This window comes from Pseudomonas sp. FGI182, from assembly GCF_000511325.1.
In the GTDB taxonomy this organism is placed as follows: Bacteria; Pseudomonadota; Gammaproteobacteria; order Pseudomonadales; family Pseudomonadaceae; genus Aquipseudomonas; species Aquipseudomonas putida_Z.
In genome coordinates, this window is the sequence record NZ_CP007012.1 from 1,056,777 (window position 1) to 1,083,180 (window position 26,404).

Annotated in this window: 20 protein-coding genes; 5 read left to right on the top strand and 15 right to left on the bottom strand. The window is 62.9% G+C overall.

Features of this window, described 5'->3' with window-relative positions:
- Positions 1–183 precede the first annotated feature (183 nt).
- The 4 genes from gcvT to gcvH form a co-directional block, all read right to left on the bottom strand.
- Entirely contained in the window at positions 184–1,305 is a 1,122-nt protein-coding gene (gcvT, locus tag C163_RS04805; protein ID WP_025337844.1) for a glycine cleavage system aminomethyltransferase GcvT, read from the bottom strand.
- A gap of 27 nt (positions 1,306–1,332) precedes the next feature.
- Positions 1,333–2,709: an L-serine ammonia-lyase gene (locus C163_RS04810; RefSeq protein ID WP_025337845.1), complete on the bottom strand. Its 1,377-nt coding sequence runs from the start codon at positions 2,707–2,709 to the stop codon at positions 1,333–1,335.
- Positions 2,710–2,861: 152 nt separating this feature from the next.
- The gene (gene gcvP / locus C163_RS04815; RefSeq protein ID WP_025337846.1) at positions 2,862–5,717 is read right to left on the bottom strand and encodes an aminomethyl-transferring glycine dehydrogenase; all 2,856 of its coding nucleotides are present in this window, start codon (positions 5,715–5,717) and stop codon (positions 2,862–2,864) included.
- A gap of 11 nt (positions 5,718–5,728) precedes the next feature.
- The gene (gene gcvH, locus C163_RS04820) at positions 5,729–6,112 is read right to left on the bottom strand and encodes a glycine cleavage system protein GcvH (RefSeq protein ID WP_003257943.1); all 384 of its coding nucleotides are present in this window, start codon (positions 6,110–6,112) and stop codon (positions 5,729–5,731) included.
- A 473-nt stretch (positions 6,113–6,585) separates the two neighbouring features.
- On the opposite strand from gcvH, the gene C163_RS04825 reads away from it, so the two are divergent.
- From C163_RS04825 to C163_RS04840, 4 genes are all read left to right on the top strand, one after another.
- On the top strand, positions 6,586–8,643 hold the full coding sequence (locus tag C163_RS04825) for a carbon starvation CstA family protein (protein ID WP_025337847.1): 2,058 nt from the start codon (positions 6,586–6,588) through the stop codon (positions 8,641–8,643).
- Positions 8,644–8,656: 13 nt separating this feature from the next.
- Entirely contained in the window at positions 8,657–8,860 is a 204-nt protein-coding gene (locus C163_RS04830; protein WP_003257949.1) for a YbdD/YjiX family protein, read from the top strand.
- Between the two features lie 108 nt (positions 8,861–8,968).
- The gene (locus C163_RS04835) at positions 8,969–10,315 is read left to right on the top strand and encodes a cache domain-containing protein (RefSeq protein ID WP_025337848.1); all 1,347 of its coding nucleotides are present in this window, start codon (positions 8,969–8,971) and stop codon (positions 10,313–10,315) included.
- A 32-nt stretch (positions 10,316–10,347) separates the two neighbouring features.
- A complete protein-coding gene (locus tag C163_RS04840; protein ID WP_025337849.1) occupies positions 10,348–10,980 on the top strand; it encodes a response regulator transcription factor in 633 nt (210 codons plus the stop codon).
- Here the strand turns inward: C163_RS04840 and gltS are convergent.
- The 7 genes from gltS to arcD (C163_RS04875) form a co-directional block, all read right to left on the bottom strand.
- Positions 10,977–12,176, bottom strand: coding sequence for a sodium/glutamate symporter (gltS, locus tag C163_RS04845; RefSeq protein ID WP_025337850.1), 1,200 nt, complete (start codon positions 12,174–12,176; stop codon positions 10,977–10,979). The two genes, C163_RS04840 and gltS, sit on opposite strands and share 4 nt — an antisense overlap.
- Before the next feature lie 224 nt (positions 12,177–12,400).
- On the bottom strand, positions 12,401–13,909 hold the full coding sequence (locus C163_RS04850; RefSeq protein WP_025337851.1) for a sigma-54-dependent transcriptional regulator: 1,509 nt from the start codon (positions 13,907–13,909) through the stop codon (positions 12,401–12,403).
- 185 nt (positions 13,910–14,094) lie between these two features.
- Positions 14,095–14,463, bottom strand: coding sequence for a DUF5064 family protein (locus C163_RS04855; protein ID WP_025337852.1), 369 nt, complete (start codon positions 14,461–14,463; stop codon positions 14,095–14,097).
- A gap of 55 nt (positions 14,464–14,518) precedes the next feature.
- Entirely contained in the window at positions 14,519–15,448 is a 930-nt protein-coding gene (arcC, locus tag C163_RS04860) for a carbamate kinase (RefSeq protein ID WP_003257953.1), read from the bottom strand.
- A gap of 180 nt (positions 15,449–15,628) precedes the next feature.
- Positions 15,629–16,639, bottom strand: coding sequence for an ornithine carbamoyltransferase (locus tag C163_RS04865; protein ID WP_025337853.1), 1,011 nt, complete (start codon positions 16,637–16,639; stop codon positions 15,629–15,631).
- A 69-nt stretch (positions 16,640–16,708) separates the two neighbouring features.
- Complete coding sequence (gene arcA / locus C163_RS04870) at positions 16,709–17,962, bottom strand: arginine deiminase (RefSeq protein ID WP_025337854.1); 1,254 nt, start codon at positions 17,960–17,962, stop codon at positions 16,709–16,711.
- 33 nt (positions 17,963–17,995) lie between these two features.
- Positions 17,996–19,423 carry an arginine-ornithine antiporter gene (gene arcD / locus C163_RS04875; RefSeq protein WP_025337855.1) on the bottom strand — a complete coding sequence of 476 codons (1,428 nt, stop codon included), beginning with the start codon at positions 19,421–19,423 and terminating at the stop codon, positions 17,996–17,998.
- 435 nt (positions 19,424–19,858) lie between these two features.
- Between arcD (C163_RS04875) and arcD (C163_RS04880) the strand changes: the two genes are divergently transcribed.
- Positions 19,859–21,286: an arginine-ornithine antiporter gene (gene arcD / locus C163_RS04880; RefSeq protein ID WP_025337856.1), complete on the top strand. Its 1,428-nt coding sequence runs from the start codon at positions 19,859–19,861 to the stop codon at positions 21,284–21,286.
- Here the strand turns inward: arcD (C163_RS04880) and C163_RS04885 are convergent.
- The 4 genes from C163_RS04885 to C163_RS04900 all read right to left on the bottom strand — a co-directional run bounded on the left by C163_RS04885 (position 21,266) and on the right by C163_RS04900 (position 26,362).
- Positions 21,266–21,682, bottom strand: a complete 417-nt coding sequence (locus tag C163_RS04885; RefSeq protein ID WP_025337857.1) for a YbaN family protein — start codon at positions 21,680–21,682, stop codon at positions 21,266–21,268. The genes arcD (C163_RS04880) and C163_RS04885 overlap by 21 nt on opposite strands.
- Before the next feature lie 54 nt (positions 21,683–21,736).
- Positions 21,737–22,330 (bottom strand): biliverdin-producing heme oxygenase, encoded by a 594-nt coding sequence (locus C163_RS04890; protein ID WP_025337858.1) that lies wholly within the window; start codon positions 22,328–22,330, stop codon positions 21,737–21,739.
- A 201-nt stretch (positions 22,331–22,531) separates the two neighbouring features.
- The gene (locus C163_RS04895) at positions 22,532–25,135 is read right to left on the bottom strand and encodes a TonB-dependent receptor (RefSeq protein WP_025337859.1); all 2,604 of its coding nucleotides are present in this window, start codon (positions 25,133–25,135) and stop codon (positions 22,532–22,534) included.
- A gap of 267 nt (positions 25,136–25,402) precedes the next feature.
- Positions 25,403–26,362, bottom strand: coding sequence for a FecR domain-containing protein (locus tag C163_RS04900; protein ID WP_025337860.1), 960 nt, complete (start codon positions 26,360–26,362; stop codon positions 25,403–25,405).
- Positions 26,363–26,404 lie beyond the last annotated feature (42 nt).

Genomic DNA, 26,404 nt, shown 5'->3' on the forward strand with positions numbered 1-26,404 from the left:
GACTCTACGCCAACTCCCGAGCGAAAAACAAGCCCTTGGTCGTATGGAAAATCGGCCGTTTGCCGATAACCGACCGATTTGTCGGAAACGGCATGGCGCCTGGCCTGGCGCCATGTTCAAAAGTTATTGGACAGGTTCGAAAACGAATATGTCGAACCTGCCCGCAACCTTCACAAAGCGGCTTCAGCCCCGGTAGTAACGTTGTGCCACGAAAGGCATTTTGCTGACTTTCAAGGCAACCTTCTTGCCGCGCACCAGGGCAAACAGTGAGGTGTCGATAGCGCTATGTTCACTATCGATATAACCCATTGCTACAGGTGCACCGAGTGTCGGGCCAAAGCCGCCGCTGCACACTTTGCCTACAGGTTTATCGTTTGTATCGACAATATCCGCGCCTTCACGTACTGGGGTACGCTCCTGCGGCAACAGGCCCACACGTTTGCGCGCCACACCATCGCGCTGATGAGCGAAGATGGCCTCGGCACCCGGGAAACCAGCGGCACGCGCGCCATCGGCACGGCGAACCTTGGAAATGGCCCACAGCAGGCTGGCTTCCACCGGCGTGGTTTCGGTATTCATGTCGTGGCCATACAGGCACAGGCCGGCTTCCAGGCGCAGCGAGTCACGCGCACCCAGGCCGATCGGCTGTACTTCGGGCTCGGCCAGCAGGCGGCGGGCCAGGGCTTCGGCGGCATGTACCGGTACCGAGATTTCGTAGCCGTCTTCGCCGGTGTAGCCCGAGCGGCTGACGAAGCAGTCTTCACCCAGCAGTTTCACCGGGCGGAACTGCATGAAGGTCATGCCGGCCACTTCAGGGGCCAGGCGCTCCAGCACCTTGACCGCCGCCGGGCCTTGCAGGGCCAGCAGAGCGCGCTGCTCGAACAGCGGCTGCACCTCGCAACGGCTACCGATGTGCGCTTGCAGGTGGGCCAGGTCCTGGTCCTTGCAGGCGGCGTTGACCACCAGGAACAGCGTGTCGTCGCCCAGGTTGGCGACCATCAGGTCGTCGAGGATGCCGCCTTGCTCATTGGTGAACATGGCATAGCGCTGCATGCCCACCGGCAGGTCGATGATATCCACCGGCACCAGGCTTTCCAGGGCCTTGGCGGCATCGCTGCCGCGCAGGGTGATCTGGCCCATGTGCGAGACATCGAACAGGCCGGCCTGCTCGCGGGTGTGCAAGTGTTCCTTGAGCACGCCCAACGGGTACTGCACCGGCATGTCATAGCCGGCGAACGGCACCATGCGCGCACCCAGTTCCAGGTGCAGGGCGTGCAGTGGGGTCTTGAGCAGTGTTTCGGACATCGGTGACTCCTTGCTGTTGTTGTCGGGTCAACATTCGATGATGTTGACGGCCAGGCCGCCACGGGCGGTCTCTTTGTATTTGCTTTTCATGTCGGCGCCGGTCTGGCGCATGGTGCGGATGACCTTGTCGAGCGACACGTAGTGCTGCCCGTCGCCGCGCAAGGCCATGCGCACCGCGTTGATCGCCTTCACCGAGCCCATGGCGTTGCGCTCGATGCAAGGCACCTGGACCAGCCCGCCAATCGGGTCGCAGGTCAGGCCCAGGTTGTGTTCCATGCCGATTTCGGCAGCGTTTTCCACCTGTTGGACGGTGCCACCCATCACCTCGCACAGCGCCCCGGCGGCCATCGAGCAGGCCACGCCGACCTCGCCCTGGCAGCCAACTTCGGCGCCGGAGATGGAGGCGTTTTCCTTGTACAGGATGCCGATGGCCGCGGCGGTGAGCAGAAACCGCACCACCCCGTCCTCGTTGGCTCCCGGTACGAAGCGCATGTAGTAATGCAGCACCGCCGGGACAATGCCCGCCGCGCCGTTGGTCGGCGCGGTGACCACACGCCCGCCATAGGCGTTTTCCTCGTTCACTGCCAGGGCATAGAGGTTGACCCAGTCGAGTACCGACAGGGCATCGCGCAGGCTGGCCTCCGGGTTGCGGCTCAGTTGGCGGTACAACGCCGGCGCCCGGCGCTTGACCTTGAGCCCGCCCGGCAGGATGCCTTCATGCTGGCAACCGGCTTCGACGCAGTCCTGCATCACTTGCCAGATGCGCAGCAGCCCGGCACGGGTTTCCGCCTCGGGGCGCCAGGCCGCCTCGTTGGCCAGCATTACCTGGCTGATCGACAGGTTTTGCCCGGTGCAATGGCCGAGCAGCTCCTTGGCGGTCTTGAACGGGTAGGTCAGCGGTGTGCTGTCCTCGACGATGCGGTCGCGGCCGGCAGCGTCCTGGTCGACCACGAAACCGCCGCCCACCGAGTAGTACTCGCGGCTGCGGATTTGCAGGCCGGCCTCGTCGAAGGCGCGGAAGATCATGCCGTTGGGGTGGTAGTCCAGCGGCTTGCGGATCATCGCCAGGTGCTGCTTTTCGATGAACGCGATGCTGTGCTCACCGAGCAGGTTCAACCGACCGCTGTCGCGGATGGCCTGCAGGCGGGCAGGGATGGTGTCGGTGTCGATGACATCGGGGTGTTCGCCTTCAAGGCCCAGCAGCACGGCCTTGTCGCTGCCGTGGCCCTTGCCGGTGGCGCCGAGCGAGCCGTACAGCTCGGCCTTGACGCTGACCGTGCGGGCAAGCAGGCCATCACGGCGCAGCCCTTCGGCGAAGCGCGCGGCGGCGCGCATCGGGCCGACCGTGTGCGAGCTGGAGGGACCGATGCCGATCTTGAACAGGTCGAAGACGCTCAAAGACATGGTGGACCTCCAGCCAGGATATTGGGCAAACGGTGAACTCTGTGGGAGCGGGCGTGCCCGCGAATGCGTGGTTGAAGCCAACATCGCATTCGCGGGCACGCCCGCTCCCACAGCGGACCACACCTTGAGTCAGGTGGCGGGCCCGAGGGCTATCAGGCGTCCTGATAGCTCTCGATCGACGGGCAGGCGCACACCAGGTTGCGGTCGCCGAACACGTTGTCGACCCGGCCGACCGGTGGCCAGTACTTGCCTTCCACCAGGCTCGGCAGCGGGTACACCGCCTGCTCGCGGCTGTAGCCATGGGTCCATTCGCCAACCAGCTCGGCCGCAGTGTGCGGGGCGTTCTTCAGCGGGTTGTCGTCCTTGTCCAGGCTACCGTTCTCGACCGCGCGAATTTCTTCGCGGATCTGGATCATCGCGTCGCAGAAGCGGTCCAGTTCTTCCTTGGACTCGCTTTCGGTCGGTTCGATCATCAGCGTGCCCGCCACCGGGAAGGACATGGTCGGGGCGTGGAAGCCGAAGTCGATCAGGCGCTTGGCCACGTCGTCGACGCTGATGCCGCTGGTGTCCTTCAGTGGGCGCAGGTCGAGGATGCACTCGTGGGCCACCAGGCCATTGCCGCCGGTATACAGAACAGGATAGTGCTCTTCGAGGCGACGGGCGATGTAGTTGGCGTTGAGGATCGCCATCTGCGAGGCACGCTTGAGGCCGGCACCGCCCATCATGCGGATGTACATCCAGGTGATCGGCAGGATGCTGGCGCTGCCGAACGGCGCGGCACAAACCGCGCCCTCGGTGTTTTCCAGCTGCGCGTGGCCGGGCAGGAACGGCGCCAGGTGCGACTTGACACCGATCGGGCCGACGCCCGGGCCGCCACCGCCGTGCGGGATGCAGAAGGTCTTGTGCAGGTTCAGGTGGGAAACGTCGCCGCCGAACTTGCCCGGGGCGCACAGGCCGACCATGGCGTTCATGTTGGCGCCGTCGATGTACACCTGGCCACCGTTGTCGTGGATGAGCGCGCAGATTTCGCCGATCGCTTCCTCGAACACGCCGTGGGTCGACGGGTAGGTGATCATGATCGCGGCCAGGCGCTCGCGGTGCTCGATGGCCTTGGCGCGCAGGTCCTCGACATCGACGTTGCCGCGGGCATCACAGGCGGTGACCACCACGCGCATGCCGGCCATGTGCGCGGTTGCCGGGTTGGTGCCGTGGGCCGACGACGGGATCAGGCAGATGTCGCGGTGGCCTTCGCCACGGCTGCGGTGGTAGGCGCGGATGGCCAGCAGGCCTGCGTACTCGCCCTGGGAACCGGCGTTGGGCTGCAGCGACACGGCGTCGTAGCCGGTGGCGGCGCAGAGCATGGCTTCCAGCTCGGTGGTCATCTGCAGGTAGCCCTGGCTCTGCTCGGCCGGGGCGAACGGGTGCAGGTTGCCGAACTCGGCCCAGGTGACCGGGATCATTTCGCTGGCGGCGTTCAGCTTCATGGTGCACGAGCCCAGCGGGATCATGCTGCGATCCAGCGCCAGGTCCTTGTCGGCAAGGCGGCGCAGGTAGCGCATCAGCTCGGTTTCGCTGTGGTAGCGGTTGAATACCGGGTGCGAGAGGATGGCCGACTGGCGCAGCAGGGCGGCAGGCAGCAGCGAGCCGGTGCTGGCGGCCAGCGCGTTGAAGTCCGGCTGGGCCTGGTCGCCACCGATCAGCTGCCACAGGGCCTCGACATCGGCCTGGCTACTGGTTTCGTCCAGCGACAGGCCCACGTGGGCAGCGTCGATCTGGCGCAGGTTGATGCCCAGGTCGCGGGCCTTGTCATGCAGGCTGGCAGTGGCGCTGCCGGTGGCCAGGGTCAGGGTGTCGAAGGCGCTGGCGCCCACTACCTGCACGCCCAGCGTCTTCAGGCCGGCGGCCAGGATCGCGGTCAGGGCATGGGTACGTTCGGCGATGCGCTTGAGGCCAGCCGGGCCGTGGTATACGGCGAACATGCTGGCGATGTTGGCCAGCAGCACCTGGGCGGTGCAGATGTTGCTGGTGGCCTTTTCGCGGCGGATGTGCTGCTCGCGGGTCTGCATGGCCAGGCGCAGGGCGGTCTTGCCGAAGCGGTCGATCGACACGCCGACCAGGCGGCCCGGCATGTCGCGCTTGAACGCGTCACGGGTGGAGAAGTAGGCCGCGTGCGGGCCACCGAAGCCCAGTGGCACGCCGAAGCGCTGGGCGCTGCCGATGGCCACGTCGGCGCCGAACTCGCCCGGCGGGGTCAGCAGGGTCAGGGCCAGCAGGTCGGCGGCCACGGCGACCAGGGCGTTGGCGGCGTGGAAGCGCTCGACCACTTCGCGGTAGTCGAACACTTCACCGTTGCTGGCCGGGTACTGCAGCAGGGCGCCGAAGAAGGCGCTGACATCGCCCAGCTCGCGCTCGTCGCCGACCACGATCTCGATGCCCAGCGGCTCGGCACGGGTGCGCAGCACGTCGAGGGTTTGCGGGTGGCAGTGCACGGAGGCGAAGAAGGCGTGGCTGGCCTTGTTCTTCGACAGGCGCTTGCAGAAGGTCATGGCCTCGGCCGCAGCGGTGGCTTCGTCGAGCAGGGAGGCGTTGGCGATCGGCAGGCCGGTCAGGTCGCTGATCAGGGTCTGGAAGTTCAGCAGCGCTTCCAGGCGGCCCTGGGAGATTTCTGGCTGGTACGGGGTATAGGCGGTGTACCAGGCCGGGTTTTCCAGCAGGTTGCGCAGGATCGGTGCCGGGGTGTGGGTGTTGTAGTAGCCCTGGCCGATGTAGCTCTTGAACAGCTGGTTCTTGCCGGCGATGGCCTTGAGCGCGGCGAGCGCGTCGGCTTCGCTCTGGCCGTCGTGCGAACCGAGCACGCTGGTGCCCTTGATGCTGTCGGGAATGACCGCGGCGGTCATGGCTTCCAGCGAATCGAAGCCGAGGGCGGCCAGCATGGCCTGCTCGTCAGCGGCGCGCGGGCCGATGTGGCGGGCGATGAATTCGTTGGCGGTGCCGAGGTTGATGGTCATGGCGGGGTTCCTCAGGCGTCGTCGTTGGCTTTGATCAGGCGGTCGTAGGCGTCCTGGTCGAGCAGGGCGGCCACGGCGCTGGCGTCGGCGGGAATGAAGCGGAAGAACCAGCCTTCGCCCATCGGGTCTTCGTTGACCAGTTCCGGGCTGTCTTCGAGTTGGTCGTTGATCTGGACCACTTCGCCGGTGAGGGGCATGTACACACCGCTGGCGGCCTTGACCGATTCGACGGTGGACGCTTCGCTGCCTTTCTCATACTGCTGCAACTCTGGCAGTTGCACGAAAACCACATCGCCAAGGGCGTTCTGGGCGTAGGCGGTGATGCCCACGGTGACGCTGCCATCGGCTTCGACGCGCAGCCATTCGTGATCTTCAGTGAAACGCAACTCGCTCATGGGGAATCCTCGGGAAGCAGGGCGTTAGGCGCAGTGGCTCCGCGCTCTTGGGGTTGGGATTCCCTTAGCAAAAATGCGGCCAATCGTTAAAAAACGTTATAAATCAATATGTTAATTATTTTGCGTATTCAGTTTGTCATACTTGTGGAATGAAAACGCTACAGCGGGAGGGGGATGAAAAAGGGTTTGGGGATCAAACCCTTGCACAGCCGTATCCGAATGGATGTGTATTGATTTGAATACGGCGTATTGAAATCGATACGGACCTGCCTGCAGGGCGCGAGTTACAGCCGCCAGCCCTTCAGGCAGTCCTTTTTGCGATGCCCGGTCTACGTAGTTCTACGTAGATCGCGCCCGTAGTACTGCGAATTTTCTTGTGGACCCGGGATGGCGAAAGTGTCGCCGTCCTTATCCGGACACATACAACAACAAAAGCCGTCGCAGGTTTACCACCCGCGACAGGAGAAAATTCGATGACCACACTGGCTACCCGAATTGCCTGGTTTGCCGTTGCCTTGCTTGGTGCATTTGCGCTGGGCACGCTTGCCCTGCGCAGGGGCGAAGCCATCAACGCCCTCTGGATCGTGACCGCAGCAGTTGCCATCTACCTCATTGCCTACCGTTACTACAGCCTGTTCATCGCCAACAAGGTGATGCAACTGGACGCCGCACGCGCCACGCCCGCCGTGCTCAACAACGACGGCCTGGACTACGTACCGACCAACAAGCACATTCTCTTCGGGCACCACTTTGCTGCCATTGCCGGCGCGGGCCCTTTGGTTGGCCCGGTGCTCGCCGCACAAATGGGCTACCTGCCCGGCACGCTCTGGCTGATCGCCGGTGTGGTCCTGGCGGGTGCTGTCCAGGACTTCATGGTGCTGTTCATCTCCACCCGTCGCAACGGTCGCTCCCTGGGCGAACTGGTACGCGAAGAGATGGGCTCCATCCCTGGTACCATCGCCTTGTTCGGTGCCTTCCTGATCATGATCATCATCCTCGCGGTGTTGTCGCTGATCGTGGTCAAGGCGCTGGCGGAGAGCCCCTGGGGCATGTTCACGGTAATGGCCACGTTGCCGATTGCAGTGTTCATGGGCGTCTACATGCGCTACCTGCGCCCAGGGCGTATCGGTGAGATCTCCGTGATCGGCGTGGTCCTGCTGCTGGCGTCCATCTGGTGCGGTGGCCTGGTCGCCGCCGACCCAGTCTGGGGGCCTGCCTTCACCTTCACCGGGTTGCAGATTACCTGGATGCTCATCGGCTATGGCTTCGTTGCCGCGGTACTGCCCGTATGGCTGATCCTGGCGCCACGGGACTACCTTTCGACCTTCCTCAAGATCGGGACCATCGTCGCCCTGGCAATCGGCATCCTGGTCATCGCCCCCGACCTGAAAATGCCAGCCGTTACCCACTTCATCGATGGCACGGGCCCGGTCTGGAAGGGCGCCCTGTTCCCCTTCCTGTTCATTACCGTGGCTTGCGGCGCGGTGTCTGGCTTCCACGCGTTGATCAGCTCGGGTACCACACCCAAGCTGTTGGCCAATGAAAGTCATGCCCGTTACATCGGCTACGGCGCGATGCTGATGGAGTCCTTTGTCGCGATCATGGCCATTGTCGCGGCATCGGTCATCGAACCTGGGATCTACTTCGCCATGAACAGCCCGGCCGCCGTGGTGGGTGGCGATGTCGCGACCGTGGCGGCTACCGTGAGCAGCTGGGGCTTCACCATAACGCCGGAAATCCTGCAACAGACTGCCGCCGACATTGGCGAGCACACCATCCTGGCTCGCGCCGGTGGAGCGCCGACCTTGGCCGTGGGGATTGCCCAGATCCTGCACCAGGCGCTGCCAGGCGAGAACACCATGGCGTTCTGGTACCACTTTGCAATTCTCTTCGAGGCACTGTTCATCCTCACTGCCGTCGATGCCGGCACCCGTGCGGGACGCTTCATGCTGCAGGACCTGCTCGGCAATTTCGTGCCGGCTCTGAAGAAGACCGACTCCTGGACAGCGAACCTCATCGCTACCGCAGGTTGCGTGGCCATGTGGGGCTGGCTGCTGTACCAAGGGGTGATCGACCCGCTGGGTGGCATCAATACCCTCTGGCCGCTGTTCGGCATCTCCAACCAGATGCTGGCCGGGATCGCGCTCATGCTCGGCTGTGTGGTGCTTATCCGCATGAAGCGTCAGCGATACGTCTGGGTTACCTTGATTCCAGCCGTCTGGCTGCTGATCTGCACCACTACGGCCGGTCTTATCAAGCTGCTGGACAAGGACCCCTCGATGGGCTTCCTGGCGCTTGCCAAGAAGTACAGTGATGCTGCCGCCGCAGGCCAGGTACTGGCGCCTGCGAAGGATCTGATGCAAATGCAGCACGTTGTGTTCAATGCCTATACCAACGCGACGCTGACAGCACTGTTCCTGTTGGTGGTCCTGAGCATTCTTTGTTTTGCCGTGAAGGTTGGGCGCCGTGCCTGGGTAATGCCCGAGCGCACCGACAAGGAATCACCGTTCCAGCCACAGCCGGACGCCTGAGAGGGCGCCCGGAATGTTCAATGACCTGAGCAAGATGGGTAAGTACCTGGGGCAAGCCGCCCGGATGCTGGTCGGCATGCCAGACTACGACGCCTATGTGGAGCACATGCAGCTCAAGCACCCGGAAAAGCCGCTGATGTCCTACGAGGCGTTTTTCCGGGAGCGACAGGAGGCACGTTACGGTGGTGGGAAGGGACGCCCTGTTCGTTGCTGCTGAGCGCTGACAAGCCCCGGCAGGCGCAACGTTCATCGTGGTGCTCTCGCATTGGAAGGCCGGCAGCAGGCATAGTGCTGTTGCCGGCCCGCTCCTGCATTGGAAATGACCATGCAACTCAAGCACAAGATCGTCACCCTCAGTGTGCTTCCACTCGTCCTTTCGGTCCTGTTCATCTGTGTCCTCGTGTTTGCCCAGAGCCGCAAGCTGGAGGAGGAACAGGCACGCCTGGTTGAAAGCAGCATCATGGCAGCAAAGAAGGCCGAGTTGAAAAACTACCTGGGCCTGGCGATGAGCCTCATCGCGCCGTTGTATGAAGGCAGCACCGATGATGAAGCAACTCGGCAGCGTGCACTGGAGATCCTGTCCCAAGCCAACTTCGGCCTCGACGGCTACTTCTTCGTGTACGACCAGCAGGGCAAGAACCTGATGCACCCGAGGCAGTCCGAGCTGGTTGGCAAGCAACTCATTACGCTGACCGACAAGAACGGGCTACCGGTCATCCAGGCGCTACTCAAGAGCGCCAGGGAGGGCGATGGATACCAGCTGTACGACTGGCAGAAGCCTTCTTCCGGGCAGATTACCGGGAAACTGTCATATGTCGTGATGCTGGACCGCTGGGGCTGGATGCTTGGCACAGGCATATACATCGACGATGTGGAGGTGGCGACCCGCAAGTCTCGGCAAGAAGTCGCTACCGGGGTACTGACCACGGTTCTGGCGATCGCCTCGTTTTCGTTGATTGCCGTACTGGTGATTTTTACCGGTGGCCTGATGCTGAACGTCAGTGAACATCGCCTGGCGGACCGTAAGCTTTCCACACTCAACCAGCGGATCGTGAACCTGCAGGAGGAGGAGCGCTCGCGGGTTTCGCGTGAACTGCATGACGGGATCAGCCAGGAGCTGGTGTCGATCAAGTTCCAGTATGAGCTGGCCGCCATCGAACTGGCCAACGGCCGAAGCGAGGGCCTGGAAAACCTGCGCAAAGGTACTTGCAGACTTGGCGCGGCGATCGGTGAGATACGCCGTATTTCCCATGATCTGCGCCCCTCGCTTCTGGACACGTTGGGGTTGTCGCCGGCCATCGAGCAACATGTCAGTGAGTTCGAGCAACGTACTTCGATTCACACTCAGTATGAATGTGAAATGGATGCGGCGGACATCGATACCAGCCTCAGGTTGACGCTGTTCCGCATCATTCAAGAGGCCCTGGCGAACGTGGAGCGTCATGCCAAGGCCACTGCAGCGATCGTTTCCGTCACGCAACAGCAGGGCATGATCGTGTTGCGTGTCGAGGACAACGGGGTAGGGTTCGATACCCGCGCAGCAGACGAATGCCACGGTATCGGCCTGAGGAACATTCGCGAACGAGTGGAGCACCACTCGGGTAGCGTCAACATCGCATCCTCTTACGGCCGTACCGAACTACAAGTGCAGATACCGGTTACGATCAGCTGAGCAGCTTTGCCACTCCAACCCTCGAGGCCCCCATGAGCGTAACCCATCCGGTCAGAATCGCCCTGGTCGACGACCATGTCCTTGTGCGTGATGGCGTCAAGGCCCTGCTGTGCGCGATCCCGCATTTCGAGGTGGTCGGCCAGGCCGAGTCAGCGGCCCAGGCAATCGAGCTGGTAGCGAGTACCGAACTGGACATCCTCCTGGTCGATGTAGGGCTTCAGGACATGAATGGGTTGGAGCTCACGCGCAGGCTGCGCGAACTCTACCCGGATATCAGGATCCTCATGCTGAGCATGTACGACAACCAGGAGTACGTGCGCACCTCAATCAGTTCCGGAGCGCTAGGTTACGTGCTGAAGAATGCGCCCTCCGCAGAGCTTATCGCGGCCATCGAGGCCATTGCTGCGGGAGGACGCTTCTACAGCTCGGAAATCACTCGCAAGCTCGCCGGGAGCAACCGGGACGAGCACGAACTGACACCCCGTGAACTACAAGTGCTGTCAATGATCGCCAAGGGGCACAACAACAAGAAAATGGCCCGAGAGCTGGATATCAGTGTCCGAACAGTTGAAACCTACCGGCTGAGCATCAGGCGCAAGCTCAACATCGATACGCCTGCGGCACTGGTGAAATACGCCCTGGAACATGGCCTGATCTCGATCTAGGCAAACCAGGGCAGCGCCAGATACAGCTTGATGACGATGACATTGATGATGTCGATGAAGAACGCCCCCACCATCGGCACCACCAGGAAGGCAATGCGCGAGGCTCCGTAGCGCTGGGTCACCGCTTGCATGTTGGCGATTGCCGTTGGCGTTGCGCCCAGGCCGAAACCACAGTGCCCGGCAGCCAGTACCGCTGCATCATAGTTGCGGCCCATGACCCGGAACGTGACGAATATCGCGAACAGTGCCATGACCAATGTCTGTGCGGCGAGCAATGCAAAGAACGGTAATGCCAACGCTGAAAGGTCCCACAACTTGAGCGACATCAAGGCAATGGCCAGGAATAACGACAAGCTCACATTGCCCAATACCGACACTTCCCGTTCGAAAACTTGATAAAAGCCGAGCGCCGAAAGGCCGTTTCGCAACACCACGCCCACGAACAGCACGCAAACGAACGTTGGCAGTTCAAATGCAGTGCCTTTCAGCAAGCCGTTAAGTAACGAGCCTGCGAGCAAACTGACAGCGATCAGCGCCAGTGTTTCGATAAATGAAAACGGTGTAATCAGGCGCTCTTTGTCCGGTTGTTCGAAACCTTTGGGCAGTTGTGGTGCTGCTTCTTCGATACCAGGTGTCGTTACCCGCTTGATCAGCAACCGGGCGACCGGGCCACCAATCAGGCCACCCAGTACCAGGCCGAAGGTAGCTGATGCCATTGCCAGTTCGGAGGCCGAGGCCAGGCCAAACTTTTCGGTGAAAGTGGCCCCCCAAGCAGCACCAGTGCCGTGGCCGCCGGACAAGGTGATGGAGCCAGCCAGCAGGCCCATCAGCGGGTCGAGCCCCAGTGCCGTTGCCAGGCCGATGCCCATGGCGTTCTGGACCAGCAGCAAACCGGTTACCACCAGCAGGAACACGGTAACCACGCGGCCACCTTTTTTCAGGCTGGCGAAGTCTGCACTCAAACCAATGGTGGCGAAGAACGCCAGCATCAGAGGGGTTTGCAGTGAAGTATCGAATTGCACGTGGATATCGAAACTGCGCAACGCCAAGAGCGCCAAGGCCACTACCAGGCCGCCAGCGACAGGTTCCGGAATATTGTAAGTGCGCAGGAAACCAATACGCGCGACCAGGCTGCGCCCCAATAACAGTACCAAAGAGGCGGCTACAAGCGTCCCGTAAAAATCGAGTTCAAACATCAGGTGCTCTCGTTATATCCAGTAGCGGACCACTTCCCGCTATGGGGCGGACAAGTGGGGTGACAGGTGGGAATACACTGTCACCATTCTACGAGGCATCCGTGGGAGAGTATCTTTCACTGGCGTAGGAAAAGCCTGAATAACAACCGGATTATTACAATAACTATCAGGGGCCGCTTTGCGGCCCATCGCAGGCAAGCCCCGTTGACGCTATCTGACAGGTATCAGGCTTTGCCCGGTATTCCATATTTGCGCAGGCGCTGCGCAATGGCGGTATGTGAAGTTTGCAAGCGCCCGGCCAGTTGCCGCGTCGATGGGTAGCTGGCGTACAGGCGTTGCAGCAGCTCGCGCTCGAAATCGCCCACGGCCTGTTCCAGGCTGGCCACTTCGCCGTCCTGGCCACGGGCCACCGAGGTGCCGGCGATGTCCAGGTCACCGATATCCACCAGGTTGCCCTCGCAGATGGCTGCGGCGCGGAATATCACGTTCTGCAGCTGGCGCACATTGCCCGGCCAAGGGTTGGCCAGCAGTGCCGAATGGGTGGCCGGGGTCAGCCGGCAGGGTGGGCGCTGGATCTGCGTGCAGGCCTGCTGCATGAAGAAATGCGCCAGCATCAGGATGTCCTGGCCACGGTCGCGCAGCGGCGGCACTTGCAGGTTGAGCACGTTCAGGCGGTAGAACAGGTCTTCGCGGAAGCTGCCTTCGGCGACCATGCGCTCCAGGTCGCGGTGGGTGGCGCTGATGATGCGTACATCCACCTTCACTTCGCGGTCGCCACCCACCCGGCGGAAGCTGCCATCGCTGAGAAAACGCAGCAGCTTGGCCTGCAGGTATGGCGACATCTCGCCGATTTCATCGAGAAATACCGTGCCCTGGTTGGCCAGCTCCATCAGCCCGGGCTTGCCGCCCCGTTGCGCGCCGGTGAAGGCGCCGGGGGCGTAGCCGAACAGTTCGCTCTCGGCCAGGCTCTCGGGCAGCGCGGCGCAGTTCAGGGCCAGGAATGGCGCCGCATGGCGGCTGCTGATGGCGTGGCAGGCGCGGGCTACCAGCTCTTTGCCGGTGCCGGTTTCGCCATGCACCAGCAGCGGTGCATCGAGCGCCGCCACGCGCAAGGCGCGGGCCTTGAGGGTGCGGATGGCCGGTGACTCGCCGAGCAGGGCATCGAAGCCTTCGGCATGGTCGTGGTGCATGGCCGACAGGCGTTCGCCCATGCGCGTGGGTGGGTACAGCGTCAGCAGGCCACCGGCGTTGGTGATCGGCATGGCATCCAGCAGCAGGCTCTGGCCGTTGAGCTGCATCTCGCGCATGGGCAGGTGGAAGTTGTTGTCCAGCAGGGCCTGCAGCAGCGCCGGGTCGCCGAACAGTTCACCCACCGAGCGCCCGGCCGATTCGCGGCCGCACAGCTCGATCAGCGCCGGGTTGGCCAGCAGCACCTTGCCGGCACTGTCCACGGCCAGCACCGGGTCGCTCATCGCCGCCAGCAGGGCATCGAGCTGCAGGTGCCGGCGTTGGCCAGGGAGGATGTCGACCACGTCCACCGATTGCACGCCATGTACCTCGAACAGCGCGTCGTGCAGTTCTTCGAGCACGGCGGGGCTGAGGGTAGGGGCGTCGATGTAGACGTTCGGCGGGACCATCTCCACGGCGTCCAGGTTGAGGTTGCGGGCACCGAGCAGGGCGAGGACTTCCTGGGTGATGCCGACGCGGTCGATGAAGCTGACGTGGATGCGCATGGGGACGGTGCGGTTGTGGCTGGGGGAGGGCGGTAGTATGCCTCAACATTGTCGGGGCCGCTTTGCGGCCCATCGCGACACAAGGCCGCTCCTACAGGTACAGCGCCACGCCCGAAATTGGCGCGATCCCTGTAGGAGCGGCCTTGTGTCGCGAAGGGCTGCAAAGCAGCCCCCGGTTCTTGAAATCACTCCAGATGTTCAGGCTTGATCGGATCGCCCGATTTCACATCCAGCTTTTCGCGAATGTCCGCGAACATATGGTCATAAAGCTTGTGCGGCGAACCCAGGCTCTCGAATTTCTTCGGTGGCTTCAGGTACGACTGCGCCCTTCGGCTTAGCTGCATGAGGAAGCTGGGCAACACCTGGTCCTTGGCCAGGAAGAACTTTTCTTCCACTGGCTTGCCTTCGATGCTGCCATGCATCTTGAACTGGATGCCTCTGCCTTCCTTGGGGTCCGACACTGCCTCGTATTCGATGTTCAGGTCATAGCTGTGGTCGTTCTGGTTCAGCGCGGTGCGCTCGATGTGTACATGACCGGGCTGGTACTGGGCCATGGCAAGCTCCTTTGGAAGGTCGAAAATGGCGGGCGCTGGCGCCCGCCTACTGCATTCAACGGTAGCTGATCCCCGGCTTCGCGGTGGAAACCCGCGTGCCGGCGGTGCCTTTGACGATGTCTTCGATGTTCTCCAGCGAACTGATCACTGCCACTTTGCCGGTGTTGCGGGCAAAGTCGCAGGCCGCCTGCACCTTCGGCCCCATGGAGCCGGCGGCGAAGCCGAGGCGTTCGAGCTCGTCGGGGTGGGCCTGGGCAATGGCCTTTTGCGTGGGCTTGCCCCAGTCAACATAGGCCGCATCGACGTCGGTGGCGATTATCAGAAGGTCGGCGTCCAGCTGCTCTGCCAGCAGGGCCGAGCACAGGTCCTTGTCGATCACCGCCTCGATGCCCTTGAGCTTGCGGTTCTCGTCGTACATGGTGGGGATGCCGCCGCCGCCGGCGCAGATCACGATGCTGCTCTTTTCCAGCAGCCACTTGATCGGGCGAATCTCGAAGATGCGCTTGGGTTTCGGGCTGGCCACCACACGGCGGTACTTGTCGCCGTCGGCCTTGACCACCCAACCCTTTTCCTTGGCCAGGCGCTCGGCCTCTTCCTTGCCATAGACCGGGCCGATGAACTTGGTCGGGTCCTTGAAGGCGGGGTCGTTGGCGTCCACTTCGACCTGGGTCAGCAAGGTGGCGAACGGCACTTCGAAGGCCAGCAGGTTGCCCAGTTCCTGTTCGATCATGTAGCCGATCATGCCCTCGGTCTCGGCACCCAGCACGTCCAGCGGGTAGGCCTCGTCGGGCTTGTAGGACAGGCCCTGCAGCGACAGCAGGCCAACTTGCGGGCCGTTGCCGTGGGCGATGACCAGCTCGTTGCCTGGGTGGATCTTGGCGATCTGTTCGGTGGCGGTGCGGATATTGGCGCGCTGGTTGTCAGCGGTCATGGGCTCGCCGCGACGCAGCAGGGCGTTGCCGCCCAATGCAACAACGATACGCATGGGGAATGTCCTTTAACGAAAGAAGGGAGCGCTGCTCTCGACCGGTATCGCCGCCCCCTTGTGGGAGCGGGTTTACCCGCGAAAGCGTCAGCCCATGCAACACGGCTGGTGCTACTGACGCATTCGCGGGTAAACCCGCTCCCACAGGGATTCGGGTTGCCCGGCTTGCCGAGTCAGCCTTTACAGGTCAGCCAGTGTCGACACCAGGATCGCCTTGATCGTGTGCATGCGGTTTTCCGCCTGCTCGAAGGCGATGCAGGCCGGCGACTCGAAGACGTCGTCGGTCACTTCGATACCGTTGGCCAGGTCCGGGTACTGTTCGGCGATCTGCTTGCCTACCTTGGTTTCGGAGTTGTGGAACGCCGGCAGGCAGTGCATGAACTTGGTCCGCGGGTTGCCGGTGGACTTCATCAGCTGTGCATTCACCTGATACGGCTTGAGCAGCTTGATGCGCTCACCCCAGGCTTCGATCGGCTCACCCATCGATACCCACACGTCGGTGTGCACGAAGTCCACACCCTTGACCGCGGCAACCGGGTCTTCGGTGAGGGTGATGCGCGCGCCGCTTTCCTCGGCGTACTTGCGGCAACGCTCGACCAGGTCGTCATGCGGCCACAGCGCCTTGGGCGCGGCGATGCGCACGTCCATGCCGAGCTTGGCGCCAATCAGCAGCAGCGAGTTGCCCATGTTGTTGCGGGCGTCGCCCAGATAGGCGTAGCTGATGTCGTGCAGCGGCTTGTCGCTGTGCTCACGCATGGTCAGCACGTCGGCGATCATCTGGGTGGGGTGGTATTCGTCGGTCAGGCCGTTGAACACCGGAACGCCGGCGAACTTGGCCAGCTCTTCGACGATTTCCTGCTTGAAGCCACGGTACTCGATGGCGTCGTACATGCGCCCGAGCACGCGGGCGGTGTCCTTCATGCTTTCCTTGTGGCCGATCTGCGAGGAGGTCGGGTCGATGTAGGTGACATTGGCGCCCTGGTCATAGGCGGCCACTTCGAAGGCGCAGCGGGTACGGGTAGAGGTTTTTTCGAAGATCAGCGCGATGTTGTTGCCTTTCAGGTGCTGCTGCTCGGTGCCGGTGTACTTGGCACGCTTGAGGTCGCGGGACAGGTCCAGCAGGTAGCGCAGCTCGCGGGTGCTGTGGTGTTCCAGGCTGAGCAGGTTGCGGTTGTGAATATTGAACGCCATGACTTTTCTCCTTGAGTTTGGTGAGCACACCGGCCGCCGCTTTGTGAGGGCGGCCGGGGGTAATGGTCGTTAGTAGTCGATCGGGTCGCGCACGATCGGGCAGGTCATGCAGTGGCCGCCGCCCCGGCCCCGGCCCAGTTCGCCGGCACTGATGGTGATGACCTCGATCCCGGCCTTGCGCAGCAGGGTATTGGTGTAGGTGTTGCGGTCGTAGCCAATGACCACGCCCGGCTCGATGGCCACCACGTTGTTGCCGTCATCCCACTGTTCGCGCTCGGCGGCGAAGCTGTTGCCACCGGTTTCGACCACGCGCAGCTTGACCCCAAGCTGCTCGCCCACCACCTCGATGAACGACTTGTTCTCGCGGCGCACGTCCATGCCGTAAGGCTTGCTTTCGTCCGGGCGGATGATGAACGGCACGATCTCTTTCACCACTTCCGGGAAGACCGTGACCAGGTCGCGGTCGCAGAAGCTGAACACAGTGTCCAGGTGCATGGCGGCACGGGATTTCGGCAGGCCGGCGACGATGACTTTTTCCACCGCGCCCTTGGCGAACAGGTTTTGCGCCAACTGGCCGATGGCCTGGCGCGAGGTGCGCTCGCCCATGCCGATCAGCACGATGCCTTTGCCGATCGGCATCACGTCACCGCCCTCGAGGGTGGCGTTGCCGTGGTCCTTGTCCGGGTCGCCGTACCACACCTGGAAGTCGGCGCCGGTGAACTCCTTGTGGAACTTGTAGATGGCGGTGGTCAACAGGGTTTCCTGGCGGCGCGCCGGCCAGTACATCGGGTTGAGCGTGACGCCGCCATAGATCCAGCAGGTGGTGTCGCGGGTGAACTGGGTGTTGGGCAGCGGTGGCAGGATGAAGCTGGAATGGCCCAGGTAGTCGTTGTACATCTTGACCACGCTGGCGCCTTCGCTTTCCGGCAAGTCCTGGCCTGCCACGCCGCCGATCAGGAACTCGGCCAGGTGGCGTGGCTCGAGGCCTTCGAGCCAGCTACGCACTTCGTTGGTCAGGCCGACACCGACGGTGTCGGAGGTGATCTTGCGATCGAGGATCCACTTCAGTGCCTCGGGTTGCTGGACGATGTCGGTCAGCAGGTTGTGCATCTCCAGCACATCCACGCCACGTTCGCGCATCTTGGTGACAAAGTCGAAATGGTCACGTTTGGCCTGGTCGACCCAGATCACGTCGTCGAACAGCAGCTCGTCACAGTTGCTCGGCGTCAGGCGCTTGTGCGCCAGGCCCGGCGAGCAAACCATCACTTTGCGCAGTTTGCCGGCTTCGGAGTGGACACCGTACTTCTGTTTTTCAGCGGACATGATTTCATTCCTCCAGTTGAACGAAGACGTGGGTCAAAGAGTCAGGAAGCCGTCGTACAGGCCAAAGGCTGCCACCAAGGCGCCGATGACCACGGCTGCGAAGATCAGTTTTTCCACGTTGGTGAAGACAGGTTGGCCGACCTCACGCTTGGCCTTGGCGAACAGGATCGCGCCAGGTGCGTAGAGCAGGGCCGAGAGCAGCAGGTATTTCACGCCACCGGCGTACAGCAGCCAGACGGCGTACAACAGGGCGATACCACCGATCACCAGGTCCTTCTGCCGTTCGGCCAGGGCCTGCTCGTAGGTTTCGCTACGCACTGCCAGCAGCACGGCATAGGCTGCCGACCACAGGTAGGGCACCAGGATCATCGATGTGGCCAGGTAGATCAGCGACAGGTAGGTGCTGTTGGAGAACAGCGTGATCACCAGGAAGATCTGCACCATGGCGTTGGTCAGCCACAGGGCGTTGGCCGGTACCTGATTGGCGTTCTCGCGGCGCAGGAACTCCGGCATGGTGTGGTCCTTGGCGGCGGCGAACATGATCTCGGCGCACAGCAGCACCCACGACAGCAGGGCCCCGAGCAGCGAGATGATCAGGCCGACGCTGATCAGCACCGCGCCCCAGTGGCCGACCACATGCTCCAGCACGGCAGCCATCGACGGGTTCTGCAGCTTGGCCAGTTCCGGTTGGGTCATGATGCCCAGCGACAGTACGTTGACCAGCACCAGGAACAGCAGCACGGTGACGAAGCCGATGACCGTGGCCTTGCCCACGTCAGAGCGTTTTTCCGCCCGCGACGAGAAGATGCTCGCACCCTCGATGCCGATGAACACCCACACGGTGACCAGCATCATGTTGCGCACCTGGTTCATCACGCTGCCAAGTTCTGGTGTGCCCAAGGCCCAGATGTCGGCGGTGAAGATGTCGAGCTTGAAGGCGAACAGGCAGATCAGGGCGAACAGCAGCAGTGGCACCACCTTGGCCACGGTGGTGACCAGGTTGATGAACGCCGCTTCCTTGATACCGCGCAGTACCAGGAAGTGCACGGCCCACAGCAGCACCGACGCGCCGATGATGGCGGCCGGGGTGTTGCCTTCGCCGAAGATCGGGAAGAAGTATCCCAAGGTACTGAACAGCAACACGAAGTAGCCGACGTTGCCCAGCCAGGCACTGATCCAGTAGCCCCAGGCCGAGGAGAAGCCCATGTAGTCGCCAAAACCGGCCTTGGCGTAGGCATACACCCCGCCATCCAGGTCAGGCTTGCGGTTGGCCAGGGTCTGGAACACGAACGCCAGGGTCAGCATGCCGACCGCGGTGATCGCCCAGCCGATCAGTACAGCGCCAACCCCTGCACTGGCAGCCATGTTTTGCGGCAGCGAGAAGATCCCGCCACCAATCATCGAACCGACCACAAGTGCAACTAACGCGCCGAGCTTTAGTTTTCCGGATGTATCAGACATTTAACAACTCCTGCCAGGAGAAAGTTGACGACAGAGTAAATCCGACGCCGCTGCCATTCGCTGACTTGGGTCAGTTCATGGCGACGTGAAGTAGGAAAATTCCTTCACGAAGCTCCTGGAGAGTGCCGACAACTTCTGCTGCAGGCCTTGCACGCTGGCACCTCCATGTCCTTCTAGAGCAAACGCTCTGTTCAGCCTGCGATGCTTGACGCTAGCCGTTTTTGCCGCTTTCGCAAATTTTTCACAAGAATTTCGAGTTTTATCGGATTCTTTTCTAGTTGCTCGGGAGCTGCTAGTTTTTAGTCAAAGGGTGGCATAGACAAAGCAGTTATTAGTGCTATAGCTTCATTGATCAGGATCATTATAAGTAACACCATTTATATAGCCCGCATGGCTGTTTCAAGCCCATGACAGCGCGCAAAAAAAGGAAGGCTCATGAGCGAACCGGGACAGAAGCTGCGCCTGGGCGCGCTGATCGCGTTGGTGGTCGGCTCGATGATTGGTGGCGGGATCTTCTCGCTGCCGCAGAACATGGCGGCGCGTGCCGATGTGGGGGCGGTGTTGATCGGCTGGGGTATAACCGCGGTCGGCATGCTGGCCCTGGCGTTCGTGTTCCAGACCCTGGCCAACCGCAAGCCGGAGCTGGACTCGGGGGTGTACGCCTACGCCAAGGCCGGCTTTGGCGAATACATGGGTTTTTCCTCGGCCTGGGGCTACTGGATCAGTGCCTGGCTGGGCAACGTCGGCTACTTCGTGCTGCTGTTCAGCACCCTGGGCTTCTACTTCCCGGTGTTCGGCGAGGGCAACACGCCAATCGCCATCGGCTGCGCTTCGCTGCTGCTCTGGGCGGTGCATTTCCTGGTGCTGCGCGGCATCAAGGAAGCGGCGTTCATCAACCAGGTGACCACCGTGGCCAAGGTGGTGCCGTTGCTGATTTTCGTGGTGATCGCCGCGTTCGCCTTCCGCGCCGATATCTTCACACGTGACATCTGGGGCCTGAGCAACCCGCAGTTCGGCAGCGTGCTGGAGCAGGTACGCAACATGATGCTGGTCACCGTGTTCGTGTTCATCGGCATCGAGGGCGCCAGCGTGTATTCCGGGCGCGCCCAGCGCCGCTCGGATGTGGGCAAGGCCACCGTGATCGGTTTCCTGGGGGTACTGGCGCTGCTGGTGCTGGTCAACGTGCTGTCGCTGGGGGTGATGACCCAGCCGGAACTGGCCGGGCTGCAGAACCCGTCACTGGCCTCGGTGCTGGAGCATATCGTCGGGCCCTGGGGCGCCTTGCTGATCAGTATCGGCCTGGCGATTTCGCTGCTTGGCGCGCTGCTGTCGTGGGCGTTGCTGTGCGCCGAGATCCTCTTTGCCACGGCGCGAGACAAGACCATGCCGCGCTTCCTGGCCAAGGAAAACGCCAATCACGTGCCGGCCAACGCCCTGTGGCTGACCAACTGCATGATCCAGGGCTTCCTGCTGATCACACTGTTTTCCGCCGGTACCTATACCAGCCTGATCTATCTGGCCTCGTCGATGATCCTGGTGCCCTACCTGTGGTCGGCGGCCTACGCCGTGCTGCTGGCGGTGCGTGCAGAAACCTACGCCGGGCAGCCGGCCCTGCGCCGCAAGGACCTGCTGGTGGCGCTGGTTGCCCTGGTGTATGCCGTGTGGCTGTTGTACGCCGGCGGGCTCAAGTACCTGTTGTTGTCGGCGCTGCTGTACGCGCCGGGCGTGATCCTGTTCGCCAGGGCCAAGCATGAGCAGGGAAAAACCTTGTTCACCACCTGGGAAAAGCTGATCTTCGCCGCCGTGCTGGCAGGTGCCGCGCTGGCGGCCTATGCCCTGTACTCAGGGCTGCTGAGCTTGTGACGGGGTAGGGCAGGGGGCGTGCTCCGGGCGTGACCAGATCCACAGGTTGCCCAGGGTCATGCCGGCAATGGCCAGGAACACCGGCCAGCGGTGTTCCAGGAACGTCAGCATCAGGCCCGCGCACAGCAGCATGCTGAGGGTCGCGCTGACCTTGGCCCGGCGCTGGATCACCTTGCCATTGCGCCAGTTGTGCAGGATCGGCCCGAACAGCCGGTGGTTTTCCAGCCAGGCAGACAGGCGCGGCGAACTGCGCGTGGCCGCCCAGGCGGCCAGCAGGATGAATTCGGTGGTCGGCAGGCCGGGAATGACGATCGCGACCAGGCCCACGCCCAGGCTCACGTAAGCCAGGAGCGCATACAGCAGGCGGGCGAGTTTCGAGCGGGCGGGTCGGGTCATGGTCTCACTGCATAAAACGGTTCGGCCACCGGTAGGGTGGCCGGCTACGGCGTGTCAAACCAGCGCGGCATCCGCGGCGTAGGCGTGCTTGAGCAGCTCGGTGAAGCGCTCGAAGGCAGCAACTGCGCCGCGTTCGGCAGCGGCTTCCTCTTCGGCCGACAGGGCCAGGCCATCAAGAATGCGGGTGAACTGCTTCCAGCCTTCGGCACGGCCACCGGCCGGTTCGCCCAGGTGTCGGGCACCGAAGCTGTCGGACAGTTCCAGGGCCACGGCACGCTTGATCAGAAACGCAGCGCCCAGTTTGGAGCCTTCGGAGACGAAGATCCAGCCCATTGCCTCGCCCAGGCTCGGGTTGCGCAGGGCCCCCGGCACGGCTGGCGGTACTTCGGTGTCGAGGTCGGCGAGGTCCAGGCGGGCCTGTTCGGCGCGGCAGCGCTCCGCCAGGTCGGGGACGATGGCGATCAGTTGCGGGTCGTTGTACAGGGCCTGCAGCTCGGCCTGGAACAGGTACTGAGCGACCACGAAGCGGGCGAAGCTTTCGCGGCTGTCGAAGGGCGCGTGGGCTTTGACCAGGGCATCCAGTTCGGCGTGGGGGGCGTGGGTGATCTGGTTGAGGCGCTGGGAGCGCAGGGCTGGGCGGTCGGTCATGGGGCAGTCCTTGGAAAGGGGGCGTCTAGAGACAAGACGAAACAGCGGGGGTGGGACAGTAAAAAAATCGGGATTTCGTGTTGCCTGCACTGGCCTCTTCGCGGGCATGCCCGCTCCCACAGGTCCAGCGCAGGCCCAAGGCTTGCGCAGTATCTGTGGGAGCGGGCGAGCCCGCGAAGAGGCCGGTACAGGCGCAAGAGGTCAGATATCCCAAACCACATTGATGCCGAAGTTGCGCCCCGGCATGGTCAGGCGGTCGATGTTGGCCGGCTGGGTCACGGCCGCTTCACCCTGGCCGTCGTAGCTGCGTACCGAATCCCACTGCCAGTACTTCTTGTCGGTGAGGTTGTACAGGCCGGCGTTGATGGTCACGTCGTCGGTGACCTTGTAGTAACCGGTCAGGTCCAGCACCCCGTAGCCGGGGGTACGGAACTTGGAGCTCGAGCCGTCGGGCGAGTAGAAGGTGCTGTCGTCGACGCGGGTCTTGCGCTTGACCAGTGTCCAGCTCAGCAGGCCGCCGTAGTGCTGTTGTTCGTAACCCAGGCCGAACACGCCCTTGAGCGGGTTGACGCTGTTCAGTGGCTCGCCGGTGTCATCGTTGCGGCCATAGGTGTAGGCGATCGAGCCCTGGGTATACAGGCCCTGCGGCGCACCGAAGTGGTCGAGGTTCAGGCGGCCCTTGACCTCGGCACCCTTGATGGTGGCGTGCTTGATGTTGTTGGCCTTGAAGGTCTGCTCCAGGTTGGCGCTTTTTACGGCGTCCTCGTCGATGAAGTCGCGGTACTTGTTGTAGAACACCGCCACGTCGAAGTTGCCAGCATCGAAGTTGCCACGCAGGCCGGTTTCATAGCTTTTGCTCTTTTCAGGCTCCAGGCCCGGGTTGCCTTCTACCCGGTAGCCTTGCTCGATGTTCTGAAACTTGCCGTACATGGATTTGGCAGTCGGGGTGCGGAAACCTTCGGCGTACTGGCCATACCAGGTGTAGTTGTCGTTGAAGGCATAGGTCAGGCCGAATTTGGGCGAGACGCGGTGCCACTTCTTGTCCGAGTCGTCCTGAGAGGTAGGCGCGGTACCGGTGGACTCCAGGCCACGCAGGAATTCCTTGGTGAACCTGGGCTCCATGCGCGTGTAGTCGTAACGAGCGCCAGGCATGAAGGTCCAGTTGTTCCAGCGGATTTCATCCTGCACGAACAGGCTGTAGGTGTTCACGGTCGGGTCCGGGAAGTCGCTGACCAGGGCCTGGCCGTCTGCCGGACGCTCGGCGCCAGCGGCAGAACAGCCTGAACCAACGGCCAGGCAGGTACCGGTGCCGCTGCGGGAGCCGGTGACCTTTTCGTGCTTGAGGGTGGTGCCGTAGGTCAACAGGTGGTCGGTGGCGCCGAGGCTGAAGGCCTTGTCCAGCTGGGCGTCGAATACCCACTGGCGATCCTTGTAGAGGGTGTCGCGGGTACGCAGCACCTGACGGCCAGGTGGTGCGTAGACTTCTTCGGTGTGCTGGTCGGTCTTGGCGATCTGATAGTTCAGGCTCCACTTCACATGGTCGGCCACCAGCGAATCCAGGCCGAACTCATGGTTGATGCCAAAGCGTTCGCGGGTGATGGTGTCGTTGCCAGTGCGCGCCTTGTAGTAACCCGAGGCACCAAAGCCAGGAATGAACGGCCCGCCCACCGCACTGAGGATGTTCTGGTCGCGGTCATCCTTGTAGCGTTCGTAGGTGAAACCCAGGCGCGCGTCGTCGGCGTAGTTCCAGCCCAGCTTGGCCAGCACGTTTGTGGTACGCACGTCCATCGGGTTGGCTTCGGTACGGGCCAGGCCGTCACCGCTGTGGCCGCCGTGGGTCTCGGTTTCGTGGCCGTTGCGCTGGCTCAGGTGCAACAGGCCGTCGAAGTCGCCCTGGCGGCCGGCGACGGTGGCGGAGGTCAGCCAGCTTTCGTCGGCCGAGCTGTAGCCGGTCTTCAGGCGGGCGCCTGCGTCCTTGCCGGGCTTGATGATGTCGTCCGGGTCGAGGGTGAAGTAGCTTACCGCGCCGCCGATGGCGTTGCTGCCGTAAAGCACCGAAGCCGGGCCGCGGAGGATTTCCACACGCTTGACGATCTCCGGGTCCACGTAGTTGCGCTGGGTCTGGGCGTAGGGGCCGAAGAAGAAGCTGTCGGGGATCGACACCCCATCGACCTGGGTGAGGATGCGCTCGCCGTCGATGCCACGGATGTTGTAGCCGTTCAGGCCGCTGCGCTGGCCGGTGCCGGCTACCGACACGCCCGGTTCGTAGCGCACCAGGTCCTGGATGTTGTTGACGTTCTGCCGGTCCAGTTGCTCGCGGGTCTGCACGCTGACGGTGCTCGGCACCTGGCTGACGTCCTGGGCGCTGCGGGTGGCGCTGACGGTCACCTGCTGCAGGGCAATCACATTGGCGCTGGCCTGGCGTTCGAGCACCACATTGCCGTTGCTGATCTTGCGAAAGCCCAGGCCGGTGCCGTGCAGCAGGCGCTTGAGTGCGGCTTCCGGCGGTAGCGAACCCTGCACCCCTGGCGATGCCACGCCGTCGGCCAGTTCGGCGCTGAAGCCGACCTGCCAGCCGGTGACCTGGCTGAAAGCATTGATGGCCGAAACCAGCGGCTGCTGGCCGATGCTGAAGCGGTAGTCGCCCATGCGCGGGCTGCTGGCCTGTGCCGGCTCGGCGGCCAGTGCCGGCAGGCTGATGGCGCCGCTGGCGAGCAGGGCGAGGCTCAGTAGGGAAAGGCTCAGGAGGGGCAGTTGCCCTCCATGGCGAGGAAGAGTGGAGGGGCGGGTAGGACCTGTGGACATCGGAAGCGCTCCCTGACGCGCGGACTGTTATAGGTGATGGCTGTCCTCGCTTTCAAACGAGAATCAGTTGCATTGGCTATAACGAGACGGGCGGGGTAGCGTGACTGCGTAAAAAAAGTTGGATTGCGGTCTGGAGATCGGTATCGCGATTTCTGTGGGAGCGGGCATGCCCGCGAAACAGGCACCGCGGTGGATGGCACGGGCGTTGCCCGTGTTCGCGGGCACGCCCGCTCCCACAGGGACCGTGTCGGGTTTCAGATTTGCGGATCAGTTCAGGATGACCAGCGCCGGGAACTCATGCAGCTGTGCCGAGGTGATGTGGGCCAGCGCGCGCAGGGTTTCCAGCGGCTGGTCGAGGCGGTAGTTGCCGGTGACCGCCATGTCTTCCAGCTGTGCATTGCGGTTGATGATCCAGCCCGGGTAGTAGCGTTGCACCTCGGCCAGCACCTGGCTCAGCGGGCAGTTCTCGAACACCAGGCGGCCGTCGACCCAGGCCAGGTCCTTGTGCATGTCGGGGCGCTGGCGCTGGCCGAACCCTTGGGGGCCGACGCTGATGCTGTCGCCGGCACTCAGGCGGATGCGCTGGTCGCGGGCCCCCTGCAGGTCGACATCGCCGCGCTGCACCCGCACCTGTGCCTCGCCGTCGAGGTAGCGCACGGCAAAGTCGGTGTCGCGCACCTGCGCGCGCAACGGCCCGGCCTGCACTTCCAGTGGCAGCAGCGCGCCCTCGGGGACCTGGAAATAGGCCTCGCCTTGTAGCAGGCGGGCGATCTGGCGGCCGTCACGCTGCTCGCTGGCAAATGCCGAATTGGTGTTGAGCAGCACTTTCGCGCCGTCTTCCAGCTGCAGGCGCTGGCGCTCGCCCACCACCGTCAGGTGGTCGGCCTGCAGGCGCATGGGCAGGTTGCCGAGGGTGAACAGCCCGACCAGCAGCAGCGCCGCCGTGGCCAGGGGTTTCCAGTGGCTGCGCAGGCGCCGGCGCCACGAGCGGCGCTGTTGCTGATGCATCTGCACGGCCACCTGGTGCAGCGGTGCGCCGTTCCACAATGCTTCTGCCTCGACATAGGCCTCGGCATTTTCCGGCGCTGCGCTGAGCCAGGCTTCGAAGGCCTGGGTGTCCTCGGCGTCGGCGCATTGCAGGCGCACCAGCCAGTCCAGCGCCTCGTCCATGGCACGAGCACGGGCGCTGGGCCCGGCGGGTGACGGGCGAGGGAGGCTGTCGGTCACGGTGAATCCTTGAATGGTTTTTTGCGAATGATCAAGGCTGAG

Excerpts from the sequence above, each read along its gene's own strand:
- gcvT (WP_025337844.1), bottom strand. The coding sequence starts at position 1,305 with ATGTCCGAAACACTGCTCAAGACCCCACTGCACGCCCTGCACCTGGAA.
- C163_RS04810 (WP_025337845.1), bottom strand. The coding sequence starts at position 2,709 with ATGTCTTTGAGCGTCTTCGACCTGTTCAAGATCGGCATCGGTCCCTCC.
- gcvP (WP_025337846.1), bottom strand. The coding sequence starts at position 5,717 with ATGACCATCAACCTCGGCACCGCCAACGAATTCATCGCCCGCCACATC.
- gcvH (WP_003257943.1), bottom strand. The coding sequence starts at position 6,112 with ATGAGCGAGTTGCGTTTCACTGAAGATCACGAATGGCTGCGCGTCGAA.
- C163_RS04825 (WP_025337847.1), top strand. The coding sequence starts at position 6,586 with ATGACCACACTGGCTACCCGAATTGCCTGGTTTGCCGTTGCCTTGCTT.
- C163_RS04830 (WP_003257949.1), top strand. The coding sequence starts at position 8,657 with ATGTTCAATGACCTGAGCAAGATGGGTAAGTACCTGGGGCAAGCCGCC.
- C163_RS04835 (WP_025337848.1), top strand. The coding sequence starts at position 8,969 with ATGCAACTCAAGCACAAGATCGTCACCCTCAGTGTGCTTCCACTCGTC.
- C163_RS04840 (WP_025337849.1), top strand. The coding sequence starts at position 10,348 with ATGAGCGTAACCCATCCGGTCAGAATCGCCCTGGTCGACGACCATGTC.
- gltS (WP_025337850.1), bottom strand. The coding sequence starts at position 12,176 with ATGTTTGAACTCGATTTTTACGGGACGCTTGTAGCCGCCTCTTTGGTA.
- C163_RS04850 (WP_025337851.1), bottom strand. The coding sequence starts at position 13,909 with ATGCGCATCCACGTCAGCTTCATCGACCGCGTCGGCATCACCCAGGAA.
- C163_RS04855 (WP_025337852.1), bottom strand. The coding sequence starts at position 14,463 with ATGGCCCAGTACCAGCCCGGTCATGTACACATCGAGCGCACCGCGCTG.
- arcC (WP_003257953.1), bottom strand. The coding sequence starts at position 15,448 with ATGCGTATCGTTGTTGCATTGGGCGGCAACGCCCTGCTGCGTCGCGGC.
- C163_RS04865 (WP_025337853.1), bottom strand. The coding sequence starts at position 16,639 with ATGGCGTTCAATATTCACAACCGCAACCTGCTCAGCCTGGAACACCAC.
- arcA (WP_025337854.1), bottom strand. The coding sequence starts at position 17,962 with ATGTCCGCTGAAAAACAGAAGTACGGTGTCCACTCCGAAGCCGGCAAA.
- arcD (WP_025337855.1), bottom strand. The coding sequence starts at position 19,423 with ATGTCTGATACATCCGGAAAACTAAAGCTCGGCGCGTTAGTTGCACTT.
- arcD (WP_025337856.1), top strand. The coding sequence starts at position 19,859 with ATGAGCGAACCGGGACAGAAGCTGCGCCTGGGCGCGCTGATCGCGTTG.
- C163_RS04885 (WP_025337857.1), bottom strand. The coding sequence starts at position 21,682 with ATGACCCGACCCGCCCGCTCGAAACTCGCCCGCCTGCTGTATGCGCTC.
- C163_RS04890 (WP_025337858.1), bottom strand. The coding sequence starts at position 22,330 with ATGACCGACCGCCCAGCCCTGCGCTCCCAGCGCCTCAACCAGATCACC.
- C163_RS04895 (WP_025337859.1), bottom strand. The coding sequence starts at position 25,135 with ATGTCCACAGGTCCTACCCGCCCCTCCACTCTTCCTCGCCATGGAGGG.